The organism is Natrinema sp. LJW11 (genome assembly GCF_056135975.1).
Genome location: NZ_JBWBDM010000013.1, coordinates 90,007 through 112,517 on the forward strand (window position 1 = coordinate 90,007; position 22,511 = coordinate 112,517).

The 22,511-nt window shown below is 67.1% G+C and carries 23 protein-coding genes; 13 read left to right on the forward strand and 10 right to left on the reverse strand.

What is annotated here, in order from left to right:
- Positions 1–154: 154 nt before the first annotated feature.
- On the reverse strand, positions 155–1,129 hold the full coding sequence (locus tag AC0QDI_RS24195; protein ID WP_474672599.1) for a J domain-containing protein: 975 nt from the start codon (positions 1,127–1,129) through the stop codon (positions 155–157).
- A gap of 201 nt (positions 1,130–1,330) precedes the next feature.
- On the opposite strand from AC0QDI_RS24195, the gene AC0QDI_RS24200 reads away from it, so the two are divergent.
- The 8 genes from AC0QDI_RS24200 (at position 1,331) to AC0QDI_RS24235 (ending at position 10,397) form a co-directional block, all read left to right on the forward strand.
- Positions 1,331–2,224 (forward strand): 1,4-dihydroxy-2-naphthoyl-CoA synthase, encoded by an 894-nt coding sequence (locus tag AC0QDI_RS24200; protein WP_474672601.1) that lies wholly within the window; start codon positions 1,331–1,333, stop codon positions 2,222–2,224.
- A 41-nt stretch (positions 2,225–2,265) separates the two neighbouring features.
- On the forward strand, positions 2,266–3,489 hold the full coding sequence (locus tag AC0QDI_RS24205) for a DUF7350 domain-containing protein (RefSeq protein ID WP_474672603.1): 1,224 nt from the start codon (positions 2,266–2,268) through the stop codon (positions 3,487–3,489).
- A 73-nt stretch (positions 3,490–3,562) separates the two neighbouring features.
- A complete protein-coding gene (locus AC0QDI_RS24210; RefSeq protein WP_474672605.1) occupies positions 3,563–4,507 on the forward strand; it encodes a 1,4-dihydroxy-2-naphthoate polyprenyltransferase in 945 nt (314 codons plus the stop codon).
- Complete coding sequence (locus AC0QDI_RS24215; protein ID WP_474672607.1) at positions 4,504–5,616, forward strand: mandelate racemase/muconate lactonizing enzyme family protein; 1,113 nt, start codon at positions 4,504–4,506, stop codon at positions 5,614–5,616. The genes AC0QDI_RS24210 and AC0QDI_RS24215 overlap by 4 nt, the downstream gene beginning before the upstream one ends.
- Complete coding sequence (locus AC0QDI_RS24220) at positions 5,613–7,220, forward strand: class I adenylate-forming enzyme family protein (RefSeq protein ID WP_474672609.1); 1,608 nt, start codon at positions 5,613–5,615, stop codon at positions 7,218–7,220. The genes AC0QDI_RS24215 and AC0QDI_RS24220 overlap by 4 nt, the downstream gene beginning before the upstream one ends.
- A 292-nt stretch (positions 7,221–7,512) precedes the next feature.
- The gene (locus tag AC0QDI_RS24225; RefSeq protein ID WP_474672611.1) at positions 7,513–9,102 is read left to right on the forward strand and encodes a BCCT family transporter; all 1,590 of its coding nucleotides are present in this window, start codon (positions 7,513–7,515) and stop codon (positions 9,100–9,102) included.
- A gap of 53 nt (positions 9,103–9,155) precedes the next feature.
- The gene (locus tag AC0QDI_RS24230; protein ID WP_474672613.1) at positions 9,156–9,974 is read left to right on the forward strand and encodes an NRDE family protein; all 819 of its coding nucleotides are present in this window, start codon (positions 9,156–9,158) and stop codon (positions 9,972–9,974) included.
- Between the two features lie 72 nt (positions 9,975–10,046).
- Positions 10,047–10,397, forward strand: a complete 351-nt coding sequence (locus tag AC0QDI_RS24235; RefSeq protein WP_474672615.1) for a helix-turn-helix transcriptional regulator — start codon at positions 10,047–10,049, stop codon at positions 10,395–10,397.
- A 21-nt stretch (positions 10,398–10,418) separates the two neighbouring features.
- On the opposite strand, the gene AC0QDI_RS24240 is transcribed toward AC0QDI_RS24235, so the two are convergent.
- The 4 genes from AC0QDI_RS24240 to gatC form a co-directional block, all read right to left on the reverse strand.
- Positions 10,419–11,219 (reverse strand): formate/nitrite transporter family protein, encoded by an 801-nt coding sequence (locus AC0QDI_RS24240; protein ID WP_474672617.1) that lies wholly within the window; start codon positions 11,217–11,219, stop codon positions 10,419–10,421.
- Positions 11,220–11,369: 150 nt separating this feature from the next.
- Positions 11,370–11,783, reverse strand: coding sequence for a DUF8048 family protein (locus AC0QDI_RS24245; protein WP_474672619.1), 414 nt, complete (start codon positions 11,781–11,783; stop codon positions 11,370–11,372).
- Positions 11,784–11,911: 128 nt separating this feature from the next.
- Positions 11,912–13,186: an Asp-tRNA(Asn)/Glu-tRNA(Gln) amidotransferase subunit GatA gene (gene gatA, locus AC0QDI_RS24250; protein ID WP_474672621.1), complete on the reverse strand. Its 1,275-nt coding sequence runs from the start codon at positions 13,184–13,186 to the stop codon at positions 11,912–11,914.
- A gap of 2 nt (positions 13,187–13,188) precedes the next feature.
- A complete protein-coding gene (gene gatC, locus AC0QDI_RS24255) occupies positions 13,189–13,467 on the reverse strand; it encodes an Asp-tRNA(Asn)/Glu-tRNA(Gln) amidotransferase subunit GatC (RefSeq protein ID WP_474672623.1) in 279 nt (92 codons plus the stop codon).
- A gap of 359 nt (positions 13,468–13,826) precedes the next feature.
- On the opposite strand from gatC, the gene AC0QDI_RS24260 reads away from it, so the two are divergent.
- The 5 genes from AC0QDI_RS24260 (at position 13,827) to AC0QDI_RS24280 (ending at position 18,616) form a co-directional block, all read left to right on the forward strand.
- A complete protein-coding gene (locus AC0QDI_RS24260; protein WP_474672625.1) occupies positions 13,827–13,979 on the forward strand; it encodes a hypothetical protein in 153 nt (50 codons plus the stop codon).
- A 96-nt stretch (positions 13,980–14,075) separates the two neighbouring features.
- The gene (locus AC0QDI_RS24265; protein WP_474672627.1) at positions 14,076–14,996 is read left to right on the forward strand and encodes an alpha/beta fold hydrolase; all 921 of its coding nucleotides are present in this window, start codon (positions 14,076–14,078) and stop codon (positions 14,994–14,996) included.
- Between the two features lie 210 nt (positions 14,997–15,206).
- On the forward strand, positions 15,207–15,641 hold the full coding sequence (locus AC0QDI_RS24270) for a DUF3054 domain-containing protein (protein WP_474672629.1): 435 nt from the start codon (positions 15,207–15,209) through the stop codon (positions 15,639–15,641).
- A 205-nt stretch (positions 15,642–15,846) separates the two neighbouring features.
- Entirely contained in the window at positions 15,847–18,339 is a 2,493-nt protein-coding gene (locus AC0QDI_RS24275; protein ID WP_474672647.1) for a heavy metal translocating P-type ATPase, read from the forward strand.
- A gap of 145 nt (positions 18,340–18,484) precedes the next feature.
- Positions 18,485–18,616, forward strand: a complete 132-nt coding sequence (locus AC0QDI_RS24280; protein ID WP_474672631.1) for a hypothetical protein — start codon at positions 18,485–18,487, stop codon at positions 18,614–18,616.
- A gap of 186 nt (positions 18,617–18,802) precedes the next feature.
- Here the strand turns inward: AC0QDI_RS24280 and AC0QDI_RS24285 are convergent, their stop codons facing one another.
- The 5 genes from AC0QDI_RS24285 to AC0QDI_RS24305 all read right to left on the reverse strand — a co-directional run.
- Complete coding sequence (locus AC0QDI_RS24285) at positions 18,803–19,522, reverse strand: hypothetical protein (RefSeq protein WP_474672633.1); 720 nt, start codon at positions 19,520–19,522, stop codon at positions 18,803–18,805.
- Positions 19,523–19,559: 37 nt separating this feature from the next.
- The gene (locus AC0QDI_RS24290; RefSeq protein ID WP_474672635.1) at positions 19,560–21,305 is read right to left on the reverse strand and encodes a cytochrome c oxidase subunit I; all 1,746 of its coding nucleotides are present in this window, start codon (positions 21,303–21,305) and stop codon (positions 19,560–19,562) included.
- Between the two features lie 5 nt (positions 21,306–21,310).
- Positions 21,311–21,850: a cupredoxin domain-containing protein gene (locus tag AC0QDI_RS24295; protein WP_474672637.1), complete on the reverse strand. Its 540-nt coding sequence runs from the start codon at positions 21,848–21,850 to the stop codon at positions 21,311–21,313.
- A 4-nt stretch (positions 21,851–21,854) separates the two neighbouring features.
- Positions 21,855–22,004: a hypothetical protein gene (locus AC0QDI_RS24300; protein WP_176548072.1), complete on the reverse strand. Its 150-nt coding sequence runs from the start codon at positions 22,002–22,004 to the stop codon at positions 21,855–21,857.
- A 240-nt stretch (positions 22,005–22,244) separates the two neighbouring features.
- A partial coding sequence (locus tag AC0QDI_RS24305; protein WP_474672639.1) for a cupredoxin domain-containing protein occupies positions 22,245–22,511 on the reverse strand: 267 nt, incomplete at its 5' end.

A 22,511-nucleotide genomic window follows, 5' to 3' on the forward strand; every position in this document is an offset into this window, starting at 1 on the left:
TGCGAGGGATGAGTGAGCGCAGCGAACGAATCGGCTGGGGAGGGTGTGGAAATCCCCTGTGCCCACGGAGCAGGACACTCATCCCTCTGTTCTTGCTATCACGCACAAACGTATCTCCTCACATGAGCAGCGTCCATACAAATACCCTCAACTTTCATGGCCGGAGGGCCCACCAGAGGGCGACGGCGTAGCCAAAGGGGATCCAGGCGAAGCCGAGCGCCAGCAAGCCGAAGAGGGAGAGCGGATCGACCAGCGAAAACCCCGCCATCCCGGCCGGAAAGAGGACGCTCCAGACGCCGAACGTCACCATCGCGACTCGAGGCATCGTGAGCAGGTAACCGACCAACAAGAGCGTGCACGCGGCAACGATCGCGTTCACCGGCAGCGAAAACAGCGGTGTGAGACTCGCGACGACGAGCATCGGGTACAGGACGGCGATCGATCCCACCGAAACCGCCGTCGTCCCGTCTATCGGCGGTCCCTCCCACTCGAGATCGACCGCGCCGTCCCAGTCGTGGACGGCGTAGCGGAACCCGTTCCCACCGTCGCCGTCGGCGTCCGCCGCGCCCCCGGGCCCCGCGGGCCCCGGATTCGAGGTGCCGCTGGCGTCCGATCGGTCACCGTCGAATGGCCACTCGCCCGTCGCTCGTCGCTTTTTCCGTCGGCGTTGCCGATTGCTCCGCTGGCGCGCGTGATGGTTCCCCGCTCGAGCGCCGTTGACGCCACCGGTCCCGCTTCGGGTCCGCCGGTTCGTTCGGGCTCCGCTCGAGCGATCCGATTTCCGTCGGCCAGCCGTAGTCGCGCCGTTGTCGGTCGCGGAACCGCTCGTGTCCGCGCCGCTCGAGTCGGCTGCAGCGTTCGCGTCGTCGCCGCTCGAGCGTTCCCCGCCGGCAGGTCCTCGCGCGAGACTGACGTACGCGTCGTGGCCGAGGCGATCGTAGCGTGCGCGCTCCGTGCCGTCCGTGAGCACCGACTTCGCGGTCGTGACCCGCTGGAATCGCTCGGACGCATCGGGGTCGTCGGAGTGATCCGGATGCGTCTCGAGGACGCGCTCTCGGTAGGCCGACTCGATTTCGTCTCGAGTGGCATCGGACCCGACCTCGAGTATTTCGTAGTACGACTCGCCCATCGCGTGAGCGGTTCGGCGGCCGGATAAAAAACCACTCGGGCTAGATGAGTGTCACTCCCAAAGGGTGATCGCGCCAGTACCCAATACTCGCTGGAGCGAACATTCGGTCCGCATCCACCATCTAAACCATATGCTGCTATATCAAATCGGTCGAATCGCGACGAGAACCTATTTCACGTCCCGCACACCACACTCGAGCAAATGGTTTCGGAACTCTTCGATCCGGAGCAGTGGGAGCCTGTCGCCGATCTGAACGACGAGTTCGAGGACATCACGTACCACCGAGCGGTCGACTCCGGCACGGTTCGGATCGCGTTCGACCGACCCGACGTTCGCAACGCCTTTCGACCGGGGACCGTCGACGAGCTGTACGACGCCTTGGATCACGCCAAGCGCCAGACCGACGTGGGCTGTATCCTCCTGACCGGCAACGGTCCGTCGTCGAAAGACGGCGGCTGGGCGTTCTGTTCCGGCGGCGACCAGACGATCCGCGGGGAAGACGGGTATCAGTACGAGGGAGACGAGGAACGCGCGTCCGAACAGGGACGTCTCCACATTCTCGAGGTCCAGCGCCTGATTCGTCACGTTCCGAAGGTGGTCGTCGCCGTGGTGCCGGGGTGGGCCGTCGGCGGCGGCCACTCGCTGCACGTCGTCTGCGACCTCACGCTCGCGAGCGCGGAGCACGCGAAGTTTCTCCAGACCGACCCCGACGTGGCGAGCTACGACGCCGGCTTCGGCTCGGCGTACCTCGCCAAACAGATCGGCCAGAAGAAGGCCCGCGAGGTGTTCTTTCTCGGGAAGACCTACGACGCCGAGGAGGCCGCGGAGATGGGCATGGTCAACGAAGCGGTGCCCCACGACGAACTCGAGGCGACCGCACTCGAGTGGGGCGAGCGTATCAATTCCAAGAGTCCGACGGCGATGCGGATGCTCAAGTACGCCTTTAACATGACCGACGACGGAATGGTCGGCCAGCAGGTCTTCGCGGGCGAGGCCACGCGGCTGGGCTACATGACCGACGAGGCCGCGGAGGGACGGGACGCCTTCGTCGAGGGTCGCGACCCCGATTTCGACGACTACCCGTGGCACTACTGAGCAACTGAGTTTCCGATGTTCACCGCTCGAGTAACTCGGCTATGAATCGGCGAACGTACCTCCGGCGGACGGCCGTCCTCCCGGCGACGCTCACCGTTGCTGGCTGTACAGCGCCGGGTAGCGGGACGGACGAGGGTAACGAGAGCAGCGGCGACCGCGAAACCGGAGCCGAACGCGATGGCGACGATGCCGCGGGAGCCGCGCCGATTCCGATGATCGAGAATCCGCCGGACGCGGTCTATCTCCCCGGCCACCGGAAATCGATGCGAGTCCTCGAGCCGGTGCGGACCGGCGACTACGCGCTGGCACCTTTGCTCACGTATCCCCACCCGTTCTGGCTCGTCACCGGAACCGATCACCAACTCGTCGAACCCGGCGGCAGCCGCGGGGTCCACCTGATGATTGTCGTCTGGGACCCGGCGACAGAGCGCGTCCTTCCCGTCGACAGCACGCCCCAAGTGACGATCGCCGGCGAGGACGACTGGCGCCGACGATCGTCGCTGTGGCCCATGCTCTCCCAAGAGATGGGGCTCCACTTCGGGGACAACGTCTCCCTCCCGAGCGATGGCACCTACGCCGTCAGGGTCGACCTGCCGCCCGTTTCGATGCGGCGAACCGGTACGTTCGCGGGACGCTTCGGCGAGACCGAGACGGTAACGTTCGAATTCACCTACGACGCGACCTTCCGCGAGGAGGTCGTCGACGGCATCGACCTCCTCGACCGAGAGCGCTGGGGCCAGCGGGGTGCGCTCGAGCCCATGACCACCGATAGCGGCGGAGAAACGGAGGGAACGCACTCCGAGGTTCCGTACTCCGCACTGTCGCCCGCCGACGACTACCCCGGAACCCAGTTGCTCGACCCGGACGCGGACGCCGGGACGGACTCGGGCGACGAGGGACCGATGAGCGGCGATGCGGCGTTCGTCGTCACGCTGCTCGAGTCCGGTTCGCGACTAGCAAACGGCGACGACCGGTACCTGCTCGTCTCGCCGCGGACGCCGTACAACCGCGTGCCGCTCACGAACATGTCGCTGCGCGCCGGGGTCCAACGGGATGGGGAACCAGCCGTCGACACCCCGCTCGAGCTTTCAGGAACGCTCGATAGCGAGTTCGGGTTCCACTACGGAGCGTCCCTCGCGGACGCACGACCGGGCGACTCGGTGACGCTCACGATCGAATCACCGCCGCAAACGGCGCGACACCAGGGATACGAGACCGCGTTCGGCGAGATGGAGCCGCTCGAGCTGGTGGTTCCCGAGCCGTAATTTCACTGTCGACAGGGCGTCGGTCGGCTCGCAATGCCAACGTTGACACTCTCTCGAGTGGGACACTCGATTCATGAGTTCGGCCGAGGTCGAGATATCACGGACGAAGGCGTGGCTGATGGCAGCCCGCCCCCAGACCTTGCCCGCGGCTGCAGCCCCGATCATCGTGGGGACGGGGCTGGCAGCCGACGAGGGGGTGTTCGCGCTGTTGCCGGCGGTGATGGCGTTCGTCGGGTCGGCGCTGATACAGGTCGGGACGAATTTCGCGAACGACTACTACGACGCGGTCAAGGGCGCCGACACGGCGGATCGCGAGGGCTTCACTCGAGTAACGCAGTCGGGGCTCATCTCTCCCGAGCAGGTCAAGCTCGCGACCGTCGTGACGTTCGGGCTGGCGATCCTCACCGGGACCTACCTCGTCTACGTCGGCGGGCTCCCGATCCTCGTGATCGGGCTCGTGAGCGTTTTCTGCGGCTGGGCATACACCGGCGGCCCCTACCCGCTGGGCTATCACGGACTGGGCGACCTCTTCGTGTTCGTCTTCTTCGGCCTCGTCGCCGTGACCGGGACCTACTACGTCCAGGCCGCGGCCGTCCTCGCGGAGCCGCTGGCGACGACGATCCCCGACGGAACGATACCGCTCGAAGCCGTCGCAGCGAGCCTGCCCGTCGCCGGGATCTCGACGGCTATCCTCGTCGTGAACAACGTCCGCGATCTGGAGACCGACGCCGAGACCGGCAAACGGACGCTCGCGGTCCGCCTCGGCTACCGGTGGAGCCGCCTCGAGTACGTCGCCATGCTCGCCCTCGCCTACGCGGTCCCGGTCTGGTTCTGGCTCGCAGCCGGCTTCGGGCCCGGCGTATTGCTCCCGCTCGTCACGCTGCCCTACGCCGCGATGGTCACCCGAACCGTCTGTACGCGAACCGACGGCGAGGCGCTCAACCCCGCGCTCGAGGGGACCGGCAAACTGCTCGCGATGTACGCGATCTGTTTCGCGGGGGGACTGGTGTTCCTATGAGTCAGCCCGAGGACCTCGCGCTCGAGTACCGATCGTTCTCGCTCCCCCTCGCCGAGCCGCTGCAGACGGCCGACGGGACGATCGACTCGCGGGACGGATTTCTCGTCCGCTTGGTCGACGAGAGTAGCGATATCGATGGGAACGGAACCGGCGGCGAAGTCCCGCCCGAATCCGCCGTCGGCTACGGTGAAGCCGCGCCGCTGCAGGGGTGGACGGAGTCCCTCGAGGACTGCGAACGGGCGCTCGAGCGCGCTCGGGACGCGCTTCGGACGGGCGGGCCGAGCGAGGCGCTCGAGACCGTCGACCGGCAGGTCGCGGCCAGGCACGCGCTCTCGCTCGCGCTCGCGGACCTGCAGGCGACGCGCGAGTCGACACCGCTGTACCGCTATCTCGGCCAGGGGCCGATGGTGGGGCGGGTTCCCGTCAACGCGACGATCGGCGACGGCTCCCCCGCGGAAACGGTGTCCGAAGCGCGTCGGGCGGTCGATCGCGGCTTCGATTGCTGCAAGTTGAAGGTGGGGATCCGGAGCGTCGAGGACGATATCGAGCGCGTTCGTCGCGTTCGCGACGCCGTCGGCTCGAACGTCGAACTGCGAGCCGACGCCAACGAGGCCTGGACCTACGAGGAAGCCGAATCGGCGCTCGACGCCTTCGCGGAGCTGGGGGTTTCGATCCTCGAACAGCCGCTGCCCGCCGGCGCGCTCGAGGGACACGCCGACCTCCGGGCGATGAGCCGCGGCGTCTCGATCGCGCTCGACGAGGGGCTGCTCGAGCACGGCGTCGACGCGATCTGCGAAGCCGACGCGGCGGACGTCGTCGTCCTGAAGCCGATGGCGCTCGGCGGGATCGACGTCGCCCGCAAGGTCGCGGCCTGGCTGACCGAACTCGATACCACGCCGCTGGTAACGACGACGATCGACGGGGTCGTCGCGCGGACGGGCGCCGTTCACCTCGCGGCCGCGATCCCCGACGTCCCGGCCTGCGGGCTCGCGACCGGCGAACTGCTCGCGGCGGATCTCGGACGGGATCCCGTGTTACTCGAGAAGGGATCGGCCGTCGTGCCGCAGGCGAAGGGACTCGGCGTCTCGGACGTCTGGAGCGAGCGATGACTCCGGATCCAGTCGACTGGCCGACGCGCGATCCGATCGCCCACCGCGTCGCCGCGACGCCACAGCGGACGGCCCTGATCGACGTCGAGACCGACGCGGCGTGGAGTTTTCGCGACTTCGATCGCCGCGTCGACCGCGCCGCGGCGGCTCTCGAGTCGGCCGTCCTCGAGCGAGACGTTGCTGCGCGAGGCGATTCCCGGCGAATCGGCGTTCTCATGGACGCGCGCCCGGCCTTCGCGACCCTCTTTTTCGCCGCGATGCGGACCGGAACGACCGTCGTCCCGCTCAACGTTCGCGAGACGACCGGCGAACTCGTCGCGAAAGCCGAGCGGACCGATATCACCGCCGTCGTCTGCGAGCGGGGCACCGAAGCCGCGGCGCTCGAGATCGCGGCCGAAACCGAGTCGGTCGACGTTCGGTCGGTCGACGAATCGACCGACGACCGGGCGGGATCGCTGCTCTCGTCCGAGTCGAGCGACGCGGCTGAGACCGACCGCGGGCTCGACAGTCGATCGGTCGAGCCGGTCCCGCTCGAGCGCGACGACACGCAGCTGCTCATGTTCACCTCCGGGACGTCCGGAGAGCCGAAGGGCGTCCGGCTCACGGTCGGCAATCTGATCGCGAGCGCCACCGCCTCCGCGTTCCGACTCGGCGTGATGCCGGGGGATCGGTGGCTGTGCTGTCTCCCGATGTACCACATGGGCGGGCTGGCACCGGTCCTCCGGTCGGCGCTGTACGGCACGCCCGTCGTGATCCAGCGCGGCTTCGGCGCGGAATCGACCGCGCGCGTGCTCGAGGAGTACGATATCACGGGCGTCTCGCTCGTCCCGACGATGTGCAAGCGCCTGCTCGAGGCCGGCTGGGAACCGGCCGACTCCCTGCGGTTCGTCCTGCTCGGCGGCGCGCCGGCCTCGAGCGAGTTACTCGAGCGCTGCCGGACGGTGAACGTTCCGGTTCATCCGACCTACGGGATGACCGAGACGGCGTCCCAGATCGCGACGGCGACGCCGACGGAGATCGACGCGCACGAGGGAACCGTCGGACAGCCGCTGTTGTTCACCGACGTCTCCGTCGTCGACGAGAGCGGCGCACCGGTCGGGCCCGACGAGCAGGGGGAACTCGTCGTGTCGGGACCGACGGTGACGCCGGGCTATCTCGACGAGGGCCACACCGCGTCCGCGTTCGGCGAGCGCGGCTTACACACCGGCGACGTCGGCTATCGCGACGCGGACGGTCGACTGTGGATCCTCAATCGCCGTAGCGACCGGATCGTCACCGGCGGCGAGAACGTCGATCCGGGCGAGGTCGTCGCAGTGCTTCGATCGCATCCCCGCGTCGACGACGCCGCGGTCGTCGGGCTCGCCGACGAGGAGTGGGGCGAACGGGTCGCGGCGCTCGTCGTCCCCGACCCCGAGACCGATTCGGTCGGGCGGCTCGAGCGGTCGCTACTCGCTCACTGCGACGGACGCCTCGCCGGGTTCAAGCGACCGAAGACGATCGGGTTCGCCGACGGGCTTCCCCGGACGGCCTCGGGGACCGTCGACCGCGACGCCGTCAGGAATCGACTCCTCGAGGACGGCATCGACGCGACCGAATCGCCGTGATTCCGGCGGTGGCCGTCGTCGGGCGACGCCCGATTGCCTGAGTGACGGAGTGGCGCTCAGTTTCCGCCGAGGAGGACGGTATCGAGACGGCACACTCGAGTGTGGTAACGGCTCTGGAGACGGTCCCGAGACAAAGAGTATATCCGTATTTAGCCGCGGGATTCGGGACACATCTGATGGTAGCTCACGAAACTGTGAGTAGTGACATCACGCGGCCGAAGATCACGCGGTCAAACAGCTGTCGTGTTGACAGCGTTCTCAGTCTCGACGACGCTCTCGGGGGTATCGACCGATGAACGCGGGGAAACTCCTCGGCCTCGAGGACGCGTCGCGGGCGGAACGGGCCCTCTTCTTCGTAACGATGGGCGTGATGCTCTCGCTCGGCGGGTTCGGCTTTCTCCGGCCGTCGCTGCTGAGCAGCGCTCTCACCGGCGCGAAGGGATGGATACTCACCTACTTCGGCTGGTGGTTCATCCTCCTCGGGTTCGTTCTACTCGTCGCCGTCTTCGCCTTCACGGTCTCGCGATACGGTCGGCTCCGTATCGGCGGCCCCGACGCCGAACCGGAATTCGGCCTCTTTTCGTGGCTGTCGATGGTGTTCACCGTCGGGTTCGGCGCCTCGGTTCTCATCTGGGGCGTCGCGGAACCGGTGTCGATCGTCCAGCATCCGCCGCCGGATCCCGCTCCCGTCCAGGGCGCGTCAGCCGAGTCGATGGCGCTCGCCTTCATGTTCATTCACGAGGTGTTCCCGGGGCTGGCGATGTGGTATCTCCCCGTCGCGATCGCCTTCGGGATCGTGGTCTACACGGACGGCGTCGGCGACTACAAAATCAGCTCGATGCTCACCGGCGTCGTCGACGAAGACCGCATCCCCGGGCTCTATTGGCTGGTCGATCTGGCGGCGCTGATCGCCACGATCGGCGGCATCTCGACGACGCTCGGCTTCAGCGCACAGACGATGTCCGCGATCCTCAGTCGCGTGTTCGGACTCGACGCGACGATCCTGACCTACGCGGTGTTCGCCCTGATCGGCACCGTCTTCCTCGCCGACGTCTGGCTGGGCCTCCGGAAAGGGATCCGCAACGCGGCTCGAGCGACGGTGGTGCTCATCGGCGTCGCGATGGCCCTGCTCGTGGTGGTCGGACCGACGCTCTACATGCTCGAGTTGAGCCTGGACGCGACGGGCGTCTGGCTCAGCAATCTGTTCCGGCTGACGCTGTACACCGCGCCGGGAGCCGAAGGTAACTGGGCGGTCAACTGGACCGGCTTCTGGTGGGCCTGGTGGGCCGCCTGGAGTATCTTCGTCGGGAGCTTCGTCGCCCGCGTCTCGAAGGGGCGGACCATCCGGGAGATGTTCGCCGTGCTCGTCGTGGTCCCGACGGTCTTCACGTGGATCCAGCACGGCCTCATCGGCGGCTGGGTGCTCGCGCCGGGCTACCAGGAACCGGTCGCGGCGGCGATGGCCTCGGCCGGCAATCCCGCAGCCGTCGCGAGAGCGCTCGAGATCACGCCCTTTGGCACGGTGCTCGCGGTGCTGTTCGTCCTCATCATCGCCGGCTACATCATCACCTCCCTCGACTCGGCGGTGTTCATGATCTCGGCCATCACGCTGGGCGACGAGAATCCGAACCCGCGAAACCGCGCGTGGTGGGGCGCGCTGCTCGCGCTCTTCGGGATGATGTCGCTCCGGCTCGAGGAGTTCAGCGCCATCGAGTCGCTCTCGGTGACGATGGCGCTCCCGTTCTCGCTGTTCCTGTTGCTCATCCTGTACGGCAGTTACGTCGTCGCCCGGGACTACGTCCGGGAGGAGGAACGGGGTCGGCTGGGTCCCCAGACGGTCCGCCAGCAGCGAACGAGCCGCAACGTGAGCGACGACGATTAAGCGAGCGCCCCGTCGGAGCCGAAGTTAAGACGCTGGCGTCCCTACGCCGACCCGTGTGTACGCTCACGCTCGCCTGGCAGGTTTTCGACGACGCGCCGGTCGCGGTCGCCGCGAACCGAGACGAGGCGCTCGAGCGCGAGGCGCTGCCGCCCGCCGTCTACGGTGAGGAGCCGCTGATCGTCGCCCCGAGCGACGCCGAGGCCGGCGGCACCTGGATCGGTTACAACGAGTACGGCGTCTTCGTCGGCGTCACGAACAAGTGGACCGACGCCGATCTCGCCGGCGAGCGCTCTCGAGGGCTGCTCGTCGCCGACGCGCTCGAGGCTCGCTCCGCCGCGGACGCGAAATCGATCGTCGAGGCGGCGACCGACGCCGACGAGTACGACGGTTTCTACCTCGTCATCGCCGACGCGGCGGACGCGTACTGTTACGAGTGGGACGGCGCGCTCTCCCTGACCGAGTTCGAGCCGGGAGTTCACGTCGTCGTCAACGTCGCCATCGACGACGCGGTCGACGTGCCGTCGATCCGACCGGACGCGGGCCGAGAGCAAGCGGCGAACGCGAACGCAGTGCGAGCGGCGCTCGCGGCCGAGTCCGGAGAGAGCGTAGCGGCGTGGCTCGAGCGGGCGGGCGACGTGCTCGGCGACCACGAGTACGGCGTCTGTATCCACGGAGACGGGTTCGGGACCCGATCGTCGTCGCTGATCGCGCTCGGTCCGGAGACGACGCGGTACGCCTTCGCATCGGGGCCGCCCTGTCGAACGAGCTACGACGACGTCTCCGTCAGCGCCGGCGACGATGCGACCGATCCGGCTTACGGGGGCCGCGAGACCGACGAAGACTCTGCGCTCGAAGGGGAAGGGCACATTTAAGCGGCTCGCTCCATCTCGTATGGGTATGGACGCACTCCTGCCTGTAGCGACGCACACGGCGAGGTGGTCACCGTGAGCGTTACCGCGGCCGAAGCCGAACTCACCGAGGACGAGCGGGCCGGGCTCGAACTCGTCCGCGAGTCCGGCGGCATCCACCAGAGCGACTTCTGGAAGGAACTGGACGTCTCCTCGCGCAAAGGCAGCCGAATCGTCGAGTCGCTCGTCGAGAAGGAACTCGTCGACCGCGACGAGACCGTCTACGACGGTCACAACACCTACTACATCTCGCCGACCGCTCGAGACCTCGATTTCACCCTCCTGATGGCCGGCGACATGCTCTCGCCGTTTATCGGCGAGGAGGAGGTCGACCCCAACAGCGACGCCTTCTCGCAGTGGATCATGAACCTCGCGTACGAGGAGTGATCGGTTCGTCGCAGTAGCCGGTCACGTTTCGGCCGACCCGTTCGAAGCCCGCGCGCCCCGCACTTGAGCGACGTGGGTGAACGTGACCAACCCCAATCCCCCGACGAGGTTTCCTGCGGTCGCGATGGCGATCGTCTCGGCCAGCGCCCAGTACCCGATACCGGCACTGAAGAGGAACCCAAAAAACACGTGAATCGCGGTGACGATCACGTGGTCGAACGGACCGAGGGCCAGCAGAAACCCGACGATGTAAGCCATCGTGATTCGGCTTCGCACGGTGTTGACGGCCTCGAGGAGGTACGACAGGAGACTCACCAGCGCGCCGCCGATGATGGCGCTGGCGAACATCCCCCGCATCGGTCGGTGGACGATCCCTTCGGCGGTCCGGGAGAGCGCGTGCGCCGATCCCGACGGGAGGACGCCGTCGACGGCGAAGACGAACGCGAAGAGGAACCCGCCGACGAGATTGACGACGAGGGTGACGGTCCACAGTCGAAGGAGCGGACCGAACAGCCATGAGCCGTCCTCATCGACCGCCTTCGCGGCCGGGTCGAAGAAGTTCTCGTTGAACAGTTCCGTTCGGCCGACGACCAGAAAGACGACGCCGACGCCGAAGGCGAGCGCACCCGCGACGTGCGCGACGTCGCCGAACCGCGGTTCGACCAGCGCGTCGACGACCCCCAGCGCTGCGATGCCGAAAACGATGGTGAACCCCGCGATGAAGCTGGTCGCCGTCAGCTCGAGCAGTGATTGATCGAGTCGCCGTTCGCCTTCCTCGACCGCCCGATCGAATATCTCGTCGGGGTCCGGAGCGATGGGCACGCCCTGATTACGAATCACTGATAGATAATGGCTCGACATGAATACGCCGCGGCCGTCGAGGGCTCGAGGTGGCTACGGAACGATCTCGAACGAGCGCATGGAGCCCCGCTCGAGTTCCGTCGAGGGATGTCCACCGGCGGTGCCGGCGGACTACTCGTAGGGGTCGAACCGTTCGATGAGAACGAAGGGGTCGCGTTCGCGGTTGTAGTATGGAACGTCGCCGTCGAGGGCTTCGATGAGTCGCCGGTGGACCTCGCGTGCGGCTCGGCCCTCGTCGGGCGCCAGGTGATGTTGCCCGCGCATGTCCGTCCAGAATCCGCCGTCGAGCCAGAGCAGCGTTTCGTCGTTCGACTGATAGACGACCTCTCCCTCCTTCGCGAGTCCGTCGACCGCGAGCTGGCGACCGGAGAGCTGTGCGCGCGCGAGAACGGCGATGAGCTGACGACGAGAGACGGGAGCGTGCAAGGCGACGTTGTCGATCGTGTCGGCGAAGTACTCCTCCACGAGATCGCACGCTCTCGAGAACTCGTCGAATTCGACTTCCTGATCCTGTGAGAGTTTCATGAGAGTCTCTTGCAGTGATTCGTTCGGTATGGTCCTAGTTGACAGAGCTGTATAAAAATGTATCTGTCGGCGACGGTCCGGACGCGGCCGAATCGGGCGAGAAGTGAGTAGCGGTCGTCGCGGCCCGTTCAGTCGAGCGCGCTCGCGGCGCGAATCAACCGCTCCTCGCCGAACGCGGGACCGATGAGCTGGAGCCCGACGGGGAGACCGTCGGTCTCGCCCGCCGGAACCGATATCGCGGGCAGATCGGCGAGGTTCACGGGAACGGTGTTCGCGTCGGCGAGATACAACTGGAGGGGGTCGTCCAGACTCTCGCCGAGTTCGAACGGCGGAACCGGCATCGTGGGACTGGCGAGCACGTCGGCTTCCGAGAGGGCCTCGTCGAAGTCCTGTTTGACCCACGCGCGAGCGTCCTGGGCCTTCTCGTAGTACTTGTCGTGGTAGCCCGCCGAAAGCGCGTAGGTCCCCAGCAGGATCCGGCGCTTGACCTCGTCGCCGAACCCTTCCTCACGAGCTTTCGCGAACGCTTCGTTCCAGTTGCCGTCGTAGCCGCCCGAACGGCCGTAGCGGACGCCGTCGAAGCGCGCGAGGTTGGATGACGCCTCGGACATCGCGATCACGTAGTAGGCTTCGACGGCGTGTTCGACCGAGGGGAGGCTAACCTCGTGGTACTCCGCACCGCGGTCCTCGAGCTCTCCCACCGCCGCCCAGAACGTCTCGACGACGCCCTCGTCGGCCCCCTCGAGTAGCTCCGTGGGAACGCCGATACTGAGCCCGTCGACGTCGCCGGTGGCGGCGTCGGCGTAGCTCTCGTCGGCCTCGAGGGGCGCCTCGCGCGTGGTTGCGTCCCGGTCGTCGCTGCCGGCGATCACGTCGAGCAGCGAGGCGGCATCCTCGACGGTCTCGCCGAAGGGACCGATCTGCTCTAAGCTGTTGCCGTAGGCGACGAGGCCGTATCGGGAGACCAGTCCGTACGTGGGCTTGATACCGACGACGCCGCAGAATGCGGCCGGGCAGCGGACCGAGCCGCCGGTGTCGGAGCCCAGCGCGAGGTCGGCCTCGCCGGCGGCGACCGCGGCCGCCGAACCGCCGGACGAGCCGCCGGGAACGTGGCCCGGCGCGGCGGGGTTGTCCGTCGCGCCGAAGTAGGAGGTCTCGGTGGTCGTCCCCATTCCGAACTCGTCCATGTTGGCCTTGCCAACGATGGTCGCACCGGCGTCTTTCAGTCGGGAGACGACCGTCGCGTCGTAGGGCGGGACGTAGTCCTCGAGCATCCGCGAACCGCAGGTCGTCCGGACGCCTTCGGTGGAGATGTTGTCCTTGACCGCGACCGTTTTGCCGGCCAGCGGGCCGTCGTCGTCGCCCTCGATCTGTGCGTCCGTGATGAAAATATCGTCCGACATGGTTACGAGACGTTGGGCCCCTTGAAGTAGCCGTCCTCGGTTTCCGGCGCGTTCCGGAGCGCCTCCTCGCTGTCGAGCGAGGGCCGTTCCTCGTCCGGTCGCATCACGTTCGCGAGATCGGCGTCCCGATCGACTTCCGGTACCTCGTCTAGCGTCTCGAAGTACTCGAGGATGTCCGCGAACTGCTCGGCGAACCGGTCGACCTCGTCATCTGCGAGGTCGACGCGAGCCAGCTCCGCGACGTGGCGGACCTCCTCGGGACTGACGGCGTCGTCGCTCATACGTGTTCGCACCGCCCTCCGGAGAGTAAGGGTTTCGATACCGCCCCACCCCGCGCGCCGAGCCGAGTAGACGAACCGGGAGGATCGAATCGCCGTCGCCTCCACGGACGGCGTCCGAAACCGGTCGCGCGAGCGAGTCGAGTCCGAACGGAGCCGCTTCCTCGAGCGAGACGATCCCCGACCGTCAGTCACGGTTCGCATCGTCGATCGACCCACCGCGTTCGAGACGGGACCAGGTTCGAAACGGGGACGAGAGTGCCATTTCAATACGATGTTACCTCGTTCTAATACAGTACTAACCGCGCCGACGGTGCGACTAATGGGTTCATACTCAAGGGCGTTGTCACGGGACGAATCGTATGGATTGCGATAACTGCGAGTCCGACGAGGTTGCGTACACGCTAACGACCTACGTCGAACGCGGCGTCGAGGAGAGCGTCGATCTCCACTTCTGCTCGAGCGACGTCGATCTCCACTTCTGCTCGAGCGACTGTCTCCGCGTCTGGACGTGACGACCCGCAAGACCGGATCGAACCGCTCGAAGACCGAGCCATGCCGGGACGGTCGTCCCGGTTCAACGTGACGACGGATGGAACAGGAGGCGTCTCATGAAACCGAACGAACGGCCGACGGCGACGGAAGCGGAGCTCGGGGCCGTAGTCCCGTCGACGGTCGACGCGAAATCGAGCCGACGAACGGTCAACGGTGTCGAGTTACACGTCGTCACCGCCGGCGATCGAGCGGATCCGCTGCTCGTCTTGCTCCACGGCTTTCCCGAGTACTGGTACGAGTGGCGATCGCAGATCGCCCCGCTCGTCGACGCCGGCTATCGCGTCCTCGTCCCCGATCAGCGGGGGTACAACCGCAGCGAGAAGCCTGACGGGGTGCGAGCGTACCGAACGGACGCGCTCGCGCGGGACGTCGTCGCCCTGATCGCCACCGAGGAACGCGACGCCGCCCACGTCGTCGGCCACGACTGGGGCGGGGTCGTCGCCTGGTACCTCGCGTGTCGGTTCCCGGGCGCCGTCGACCGCCTCGCCGTCGTCAACGCGCCCCATCCGACCGCGTATCGCCGACAGTTGCTCGCGAACCTCGAGCAACTGCGCCGGAGCTGGTACGCCGTCTGTTTTCAGCCGCCGCGGCTCCCCGAGTTCGCGTGTCGGTACGACGGGTATCGCCTCCTCGAACGGGCGCTTCGCGAAACGGCCGCGCCGGGAACGTTCAGCGAGACCGAGCTGGCACGCTACCGGCGAGCCTGGGGTCGGACGGGCGCACTCACCGGGATGCTCAACTGGTACCGGGCGGCCGCGCGACATCCGCCGAATCCGGCGATCGATCGCGTCGCCGCGCCGACGCTCGTTGTCTGGGGTGAAGACGATTCGGCACTCGCCCCCGCGCTAGCGGTCGACAGCGCGGCGTTCTGTGCGGAGCACCGCCTCGAGATACTGCCGGGTGTGAGTCACTGGGTGCCCCACGAGGAACCCGAGCGGCTGACGGAACTGTTGCTCGAGCACGCTCGCGTGGCGTAGGGTGACCCGCGGCGACGGATGGTGGCCTGTGTTCGGTCCCGTGCGACGGGGACTCGGCCTCGGCTCACCCGATCGGAACACGTTCGGGAGAGGACTCGCATCCCCGGTGTGCGTCAGTTCGATCGACTAACACCGCAGGTATCGAAAGACGGGCCGTCACGACTCCCGTCGGTCGGCGTCGACGCTGTGCGGTGGTCGCCCTCGAGAGCCATGATCGACCTACACACGCGCCCGGACCCGATCGGCCGAGTCGCTTCCGACCCGTTCGTCGTCGCCCTCGCCGCCGCCGACGCGGTCGTCGTGACGGCGTTTCTCGGCTTCGGCCTGTACTCCCACGGGCTCGAGCCGTGGGTGTACCCGATCTACACCCTCCGAACGGCGGCTCCGTTCGTGATCACCTGGGGGATCGTCGCCCCGCTACTGGGCGCGTACCGTCGCCGGACGCTCGAGTCCGTCGGACGGACGGTCGCGGTGGTCGGTGCCGCATGGCTCACCGTCACGCTGCTCGGCGGCGGGATCCGCGCGTCGCCGTACTTCCCCGGCGGTGCCCCGCCCGTGTTCCTGCTGGTCAACGCCGCCCTCGGACTCGGATTCGTCCTTCCGTGGCGGCTCGCGGTGACCGGCGGCTGCCGCGCGCGACGGTGACCGGTACGCGGTCGTCGCGTGCAGTACTGACGGGGACGCGACCGCGGTGACGACGGTGGCCAGTGGTCGCGGAACGTACCGCCGATCCGGACTCGAATCGAACGGCCGCCCGTCCCTCGCGGTCTCGAGCCGAGCGGCCGACCGCGGACGGTCCGAACTCGTTCGGCATCACGGCTACCCGGCGTCCGCGAGTATCCGTTACGAGATGAGTTCGTGTGCGCTCTGCGGGCTCCCGACGCCCGAGCCGCCGGTGACCGCGGACGACGTCGCCGGCTCCTTTTGCTGTCGGGGCTGCCTCGAGGTGAGCGCGACGCTCGCCGACGTCGACGACGTGGACGGCCCGAGCGTCGCGGATCGGGCGGCCGAGTCCGCCGAACGAGCGGTTCCCGACGGTGCTTCGGAGGCGTTCCTCGCGATCGAGGGGATGCACTGTTCGACCTGCGAAGGGTTCGTCTCCCTGCTCGGCGAACGCGAGGAGGGGATTCTAACCGTCGAAGCCAGCTACGCGACCGACACCGCCCGCGTCGTCTACGACCCCGATCGGCTGCTCGAGGCCGACCTCCCCGACGCGATCTCGGGGTACGGTTACGAGGCGCGGTTTCGCGACGATAAAGCGGGCGGCAAGCGGACTCGAGCCGACGAGGAGATCGCGCAGCGACTGCTGATCGGCGGGTTCCTGGCGATGCTCGTCATGCCGTGGTACCTGTTCTCCCTTTACCCGAGCTACGTCGGACTCGAGACGGGGATTCTCTCGGTCGATGCGACGTCGCCCGTCGGGATCTACCTGCCGATGGCGATGATCGGCCTGTTGACGGGCGGCGTCCTGTTCTACACCGGCTATCCCGTGTTGCGCGGCGCGTACGTCAGCCTCCGGGTCGGCCAGCCGAACATGGACCTGCTGATCGCCATCGCGGCGACCGCGGCGTACGGCTACAGCACGGTCGCGCTGGCGACGGGGAGCACGCACCTCTACTACGACGTGACCGTCGCCGTGATCGTGGTCGTCACGCTCGGAACCTACTACGAGCGCCGGATCAAGCGTCGGGCGACGGATCTGCTCACCGACGTGACCGCCGCGCGGGTTCGCGACGCGACTCGCCGAACGGCGGAGGGGGTCGAGACGGTTCCGATCGATCGGCTCGAGGCCGGCGACGAGGTGCTCGTCAAACCCGGCGAGCGGATCCCCGTCGACGGGACGGTCGTCGAGGGGACGGCGGCGGTCGACGAGTCCGTCCTCACCGGCGAGTCGCTGCCGGTCACGAAACGGCCGGGGGAGCGGGTCGTCGGCGGCGCGATCGTCACCGATAGCGCGCTCGTCCTCGAAGCGGGCGAAGGGGCCGAGAGCACGCTCGATCGCATCGCGACGCTCATGTGGGAGATCCAGAGTTCGACGCCGGGCGTCCAGCGGCTGGCCGACCGGCTCGCGACGATCTTCGTCCCGCTCGTCCTGACGCTCGCGGTCGTCCTCACGGGCTGGCGGCTCGCGACGGGGACGCCGGTCAGCGACGCGGTCCTCACGGGGCTGACGGTCCTGGTCGTCTCCTGTCCGTGCGCGATGGGGCTGGCGACGCCGCTGGCGGTCGCCTCCGGGTTGCGCGACGCCCTCGAGCGCGGGATCGTCGTCGCGAACGCGGCCCTGTTCGAGTCGGCGTCGGCCGTCGAGACAATCGTCTTCGACAAGACCGGCACGCTGACGGCCGGCGAGATGAGCGTCCTCGCGGTCCACGGCGACGCCGACGCGGTCGCTCTCGCCGCGGCCGTCGAGCGCCGTTCGGAACACCCCGTCGCCGACGCTATCGTCGCTTACGCGGCGGCGGAGCAGCCTGAGCGAGCGGCGAGCGACGAGCACGCCGCGGCCGACGGTGGCTCCCTCGAGCCCGCAGCGACTGCGGCCCCGACCGCGGCGGGAGATGCCCCCTCCGCGATGGACGCTGACTCGGCCGCGGTCGAGGGCCGTCTCGAGGTGACCGACTTCGAGCGCCATCCCGGAGCGGGCGTCAGCGCGATGCGACACGAAGAGCGCGTCGTCGTCGGCACGCCCGCGCTCGTCGAGCGACTGGTCGGCCCGATTCCCGCCGCGCTCGAGCGGGCGATCGGCGAGGCTCGAGCGGCCGGTCGTCTCCCGACCGTCGTGGGCTACGACGGACGAGCGCGGGCCGTCATCGTCGTCGGCGATCGAACGCGGGCCGAGTGGCGCGACGTTCTCGAATCGTTCGCAGACCGCGAAGTCGTCGTACTGACGGGTGACGACGAGGCCGCGACCGAGACGTTTCGCGACCACCCGGCGGTCGACCGCGTCTTCGCGGGCGTCCCGCCCGACGGAAAAGTCGAGACCGTCAGACGGCTCTCCCGCGGTGGGGTGACGGCGATGGTCGGCGACGGAACGAACGACGCCCCCGCGCTGGCCGCGGCGGACGTCGGCATCGCGCTCGGCCACGGGACGGCCCGCGCGACGGACGCCGCCGATGCGGTCGTCACCTCGAGCGACCTCCGCGGCGTCCGCGCCGTGTTCGATCTCGCGAACGGCACTCGCCGTCGCATTCGCGAGAACGTCGCCTGGGCGTTGCTGTACAACGCCGTGGCGATCCCGCTGGCCGCGGCCGGGCTGCTCAATCCGCTGTTCGCCGCGGTCGCGATGGCCGCGAGCAGCACGATCGTCGTCGTCAACTCCTCGCGGCCGGTGCTGGACGATCGATGAGCCCGTTTCGCCAGCGAGGTCGTTCGGTCGCGCTTTGGCTTCGATCGATTTCGAATGCCGTCTCACTAGATCGAAACGGATCCGTTCCGAGTCCGAGCCCCGCTCCACCCCCGCACTTATTGACACACGTTACCAAGAAACACATATGGAGCGAAGACGGCTCCTCATGGCGTCTGCGACCGCCGCGGCGGTCGTGCTCGCGGGGTGTGGGGGCCCGGAGGACGACACCGATGAAGACGGCGGTGGCGGATACGCTCTCGACGAATCGGCACGGTAAGTGTCTCGAGATACCGGCCGGAGCGTGAGGTCTTTCTGACGCGCGTGCGCCACCGAACCGCCCCCGGACAGCTACTGCTGTGACCGAATTCAGGGGGAAAAGCGGGTCGCATTACGCAGTGGTACCGATCGCGACGGGTGGTACTCCCGGTCGGTCCAGTTCGCGCACCGACCGCCGGGATCGCGTCTACGCTTCCGGGACCGACGACGCGTACCGGCGGTAGCGACGCAGAGTTTCGCCGTCTTCGTCGCGGAGTTCGACGACGAACTCCGCCTGGCCGACGGTCTCCTCGAGGTCGGCTTCGCGGATCGTGAACTCGTAGGGCGACTCCTCGACGCGCTCGATCTCGCTGTCGCCGCTGGTCACGACGACGCTGTCGACCCCCGTCGAGTCCGAGAGGTGACAGTCGATCTCGCCGCTCGATTTGCTACACTCCAGATCCGGGTCGACGTCCGCCCCCGAGTCGTCCTGCAACGGCGACTGGAAGTCGAGTAACATGGGGGAGATCGGTGCCGTCCCGAGCAGCAAGACGATGGTCAGGAACACCGAGAGGTTGATCTTCGAGCCGTGGCGAGCGATCCGCCGGACGGTCGGGCGTTCGGCGGTTCGCCGAAGCCGGATCACGAGCGGCACGATCACGGCGTGGGTCAACGGTCCCCAGAGGATGAGGACGAAACCGTAGGCCCGAACGTACTCGAGGATCGTCCAGTCGATCCCGTAGGAGAGGACCAGGCTGCTCGCCGACCAGCAAAAAAAGCCGAAAAAGAGCAACCCGGCGCTCTTGAACAGCCGCCAGATCGGCGTGTTGGCGTAGTAGACGCTCAGGAGGTCCCGCCAGGCCTGAACGAGGACTCGCCTGATGAACGATAGCGGCGATGCAGTCGCGTCGGCGTCGGAGTGTGTCATGGGTGGGTGGATCGAACGAAGCGGTTCGTCTGGCCGATCAGGCGCCGATCGACCAGAGCTGGGTCAGCAGATACCAGTTCAGCAGGTAGGTAACGACGAAGGCGACGAGGAAGACCAGACAGAGGACGAACGTCCCGCGCATCTCGTAGGCGTGGACGGGATCGTCGGGGTCCTGAGCCATTCCAAGGCCACCGTCCGCGACGAGGTTGGCGTTGTCGTCGGCGTTCTCGACGCGGTCGCCGAAGACCAGCGAGCCGACGGCCACGAGGACGAAGAGGATGCCGCCCGCGATGGCGAGCAGGGCGAAGATCCCGAAGACGGCGAACAGGGGTGAGGCGGCCGAGAGGCTGAACTCGGTGCCCGGGATGTTCTCGACGACCTCGGCGGTCCGCCGAGGAACGCCGTAGAGGATGCCGACGTACATCATCATCAACACGGCGACGCCCATCGCGGCCGAGTAGAAAAACGGCTGGATCGACGCGAGCCGCTCGGAGATGTACTGGCGCATGAACATCGTTCGGATCACGAAGAAGACCAGGCCCATGAACGCGACCGTGGTCCCGAGGACGACCGTCGCGTGGAAGTGCCCGACCGTCGCGAACGTGTTGTGCCAGGTCATGTTGAGCTGCAGTTGCCCCATCATGACCCCCGTGATCCCGCCGAGGAAGCCGAACAGAATGATCGAGAAGATCGTCGAGGAGAACACCGGATCCCGCCAGGGAGCCGACGTCAACCAGCCGAACAGCCCGCCGCCCTTCCCGCGCTTTCGGCGGCCGGCCTCGATTCCCGCCGGAATGGCGAACGCGTGGATCAGACTCGCGAACGTGGCACCGTAGAACGCGTAGGACGTGTTCCAGAGGCGCCAGCCGGTCGACACCGCGGGATCCGACAGCAGGTGGTGTGCCGCCCCGAGGTTGATGAAGAACAGATAGAGGATGAAAGCGGTCCGCGAGACCTTCTCGCTGACGACTTCAGCGCCGGCGACGACGTGGGTCAGGAAGTACCAGACCGCGATCATCGCGACGAGGTTGATCTGTTGGGTGCCGTGACCGATGATCCAGTACATCTGCCGGTACCAGGCGGCGTCCCACCACTGGATGTACTCGAGTCGCCACAGCAGCGTGGGAACGAACGCGAACAGGCCGCCGACGAGGGCCTCCACGGCGATAATTCCCGTGACGAACGCGGCGAAGCTGACGAGCGGGAGCGTCTTCCGCGGATTCTCGCGCTTCTCGTACCACATCGTCGCGAAAAACGGCAGCGCGGCAACGACGGTGCCCAGGATGAAGACGATCGCGCCGGCGTAGAACAGCGGCGAGATCGGCATCGGAACGTAGGCGGTCAACAGCGGCGCTTCGTTCGGTGCCTCGGTGGTCCAAATCGCGTAGTTGACCAGCAGTGCGCCCGCGACCATGACGAGCCAGCCGGCCGTCGCAACGCTCGTGAACGGCAGCCGGCGGCCGAGGACCATCGGCCCGCCCACGTAGAGGATCGCGATTTCCATGAACACCATCCAGAAGATCAGGAGGTTCCACGCGTGCATGCTGAGGTGCGTGTAGAAATCGCCGGGGTCGAGCAGCCCGATCACTTCCCAGCGAGTCATCGCGACGGTGATGGCGAAGATACCGCCGTACAGCAGGGCGACGACCGCCGTGAGGCCGAACAGTTTGACGAGGTTCTCGACGGATCGGTGGATCTCGAGGCCCGTCACCGAGCAGGTTCGGAAGCCGTCGTCGCGGTACTCGTTGTCGAAGAGACCGAGAACGTCCAGTTTGTGTGCCATCGGTATCACTCCTCCACGATGATCGTGCCGTGCATGGTCCTGTGGCCCTGACCGCAGAACTCGTTACAGATGATGTGGTAGGTGCCCGTCTCGTCGAACGTCATCGGAACGACCCACTCGTAGCCGGGCAGCACTTGCAGGTTGATCTGCTTACTGAGCGCGTCCTCCGGCCGCAGCGAGAAGCCGTGCTGGACGTCCATGGAACTGAGGTGGATATCGTACTCCGTTCCCGCCTCGAGGATGACCGGCGCGCCGTCCCAGTAAAAGCGCATCGCGTTGAAATAGACGTCCGTCCCGGGCGGGACGAGGCCGTCCTCGGTCTCGGTCCCGTCTTCCTTGTACGCGCTCATCTTCTCGCGGTACGCCTCGGCGTCGATGCGGAACGTCTCGCCGATCGGGTTCTGATCGCCGACGCGCGTCCAGGTGCTCATCCAGCCAAAGAGGATGAGCGACCAGGCGGCGCCCAGCCCGAGCCAGATCGACTCGCGTCTGTCGACCGGCTGATCCCACCAGTTGCCGTCCGGGGGTTTCAGTGGTGACGTCATCGAATCACCCCAGGGGAACGGAAAAGACGTCGACCCAGCCCCACGCGACGTACGAGAGCGCGAAGAACACGAGCGCCGCCGCTGCGAGTAGCCAGATGCGGTTGTACAGCCGCTGCATCATCGGTTCCGATTCGCTCGAGTGTGATCCGGTCATTTTCTCTCGGCCGAAAATCGGTATGAAAGCCGCATAGCCGTTCTCCCGCACATATTCCCCTTGGTTCGCGCCGGCGGCGGTTCGATCACGGCTACTAGATTTGCGTACCGATGAAAGGAAACTAACTCAGCAAGGAGGGCGAGAGCGACCGACGGTACGACGAGACGGGAAGACGAGGCGTAAAAAAGGAGTCCGAATGGCGATTTTCCGGGCCGACCGTAGCGGGATGTCCACTCCCGCTCACGGATCCTCGTCGTAGACGTCGTGGTTCTCCTTGCCCTGCACGTCGATGACGCCGAGGGCGCCGCGGTGGACGACCCGCGAGAGGGCGTGATCGACGAGTTTGACCGGTCCGGGGACGGGGAACTCCATCTCGCCGGCGGTGGTGGTGCCAGGCGGGACGGGGGTCGTCTCGACGTTGTTGGGGGGCTCGCTCAGCAGGTCGCCGCTGCGGTAGAGGTCGCTCCAGACGTTGCCGATCGGGTGGAACGAGCTCAGCAGGTTGGG

Bases quoted from the DNA above. Each gene is read 5' to 3' on its own strand.
- AC0QDI_RS24210 (WP_474672605.1), top strand. From the start codon at position 3,563: ATGAGTTCGGCCGAGGTCGAGATATCACGGACGAAGGCGTGGCTGATG.
- AC0QDI_RS24260 (WP_474672625.1), top strand. From the start codon at position 13,827: ATGGATTGCGATAACTGCGAGTCCGACGAGGTTGCGTACACGCTAACG.
- AC0QDI_RS24280 (WP_474672631.1), top strand. From the start codon at position 18,485: ATGGAGCGAAGACGGCTCCTCATGGCGTCTGCGACCGCCGCGGCGGTC.
- AC0QDI_RS24245 (WP_474672619.1), bottom strand. From the start codon at position 11,783: ATGAAACTCTCACAGGATCAGGAAGTCGAATTCGACGAGTTCTCGAGA.
- AC0QDI_RS24290 (WP_474672635.1), bottom strand. From the start codon at position 21,305: ATGGCACACAAACTGGACGTTCTCGGTCTCTTCGACAACGAGTACCGC.
- gatA (WP_474672621.1), bottom strand. From the start codon at position 13,186: ATGTCGGACGATATTTTCATCACGGACGCACAGATCGAGGGCGACGAC.
- gatC (WP_474672623.1), bottom strand. From the start codon at position 13,467: ATGAGCGACGACGCCGTCAGTCCCGAGGAGGTCCGCCACGTCGCGGAG.
- AC0QDI_RS24285 (WP_474672633.1), bottom strand. From the start codon at position 19,522: ATGACACACTCCGACGCCGACGCGACTGCATCGCCGCTATCGTTCATC.
- AC0QDI_RS24205 (WP_474672603.1), top strand. From the start codon at position 2,266: ATGAATCGGCGAACGTACCTCCGGCGGACGGCCGTCCTCCCGGCGACG.
- AC0QDI_RS24225 (WP_474672611.1), top strand. From the start codon at position 7,513: ATGAACGCGGGGAAACTCCTCGGCCTCGAGGACGCGTCGCGGGCGGAA.
- AC0QDI_RS24300 (WP_176548072.1), bottom strand. From the start codon at position 22,004: ATGACCGGATCACACTCGAGCGAATCGGAACCGATGATGCAGCGGCTG.
- AC0QDI_RS24265 (WP_474672627.1), top strand. From the start codon at position 14,076: ATGAAACCGAACGAACGGCCGACGGCGACGGAAGCGGAGCTCGGGGCC.
- AC0QDI_RS24270 (WP_474672629.1), top strand. From the start codon at position 15,207: ATGATCGACCTACACACGCGCCCGGACCCGATCGGCCGAGTCGCTTCC.
- AC0QDI_RS24215 (WP_474672607.1), top strand. From the start codon at position 4,504: ATGAGTCAGCCCGAGGACCTCGCGCTCGAGTACCGATCGTTCTCGCTC.
- AC0QDI_RS24195 (WP_474672599.1), bottom strand. From the start codon at position 1,129: ATGGGCGAGTCGTACTACGAAATACTCGAGGTCGGGTCCGATGCCACT.
- AC0QDI_RS24295 (WP_474672637.1), bottom strand. From the start codon at position 21,850: ATGACGTCACCACTGAAACCCCCGGACGGCAACTGGTGGGATCAGCCG.
- AC0QDI_RS24200 (WP_474672601.1), top strand. From the start codon at position 1,331: ATGGTTTCGGAACTCTTCGATCCGGAGCAGTGGGAGCCTGTCGCCGAT.
- AC0QDI_RS24220 (WP_474672609.1), top strand. From the start codon at position 5,613: ATGACTCCGGATCCAGTCGACTGGCCGACGCGCGATCCGATCGCCCAC.
- AC0QDI_RS24275 (WP_474672647.1), top strand. From the start codon at position 15,847: ATGAGTTCGTGTGCGCTCTGCGGGCTCCCGACGCCCGAGCCGCCGGTG.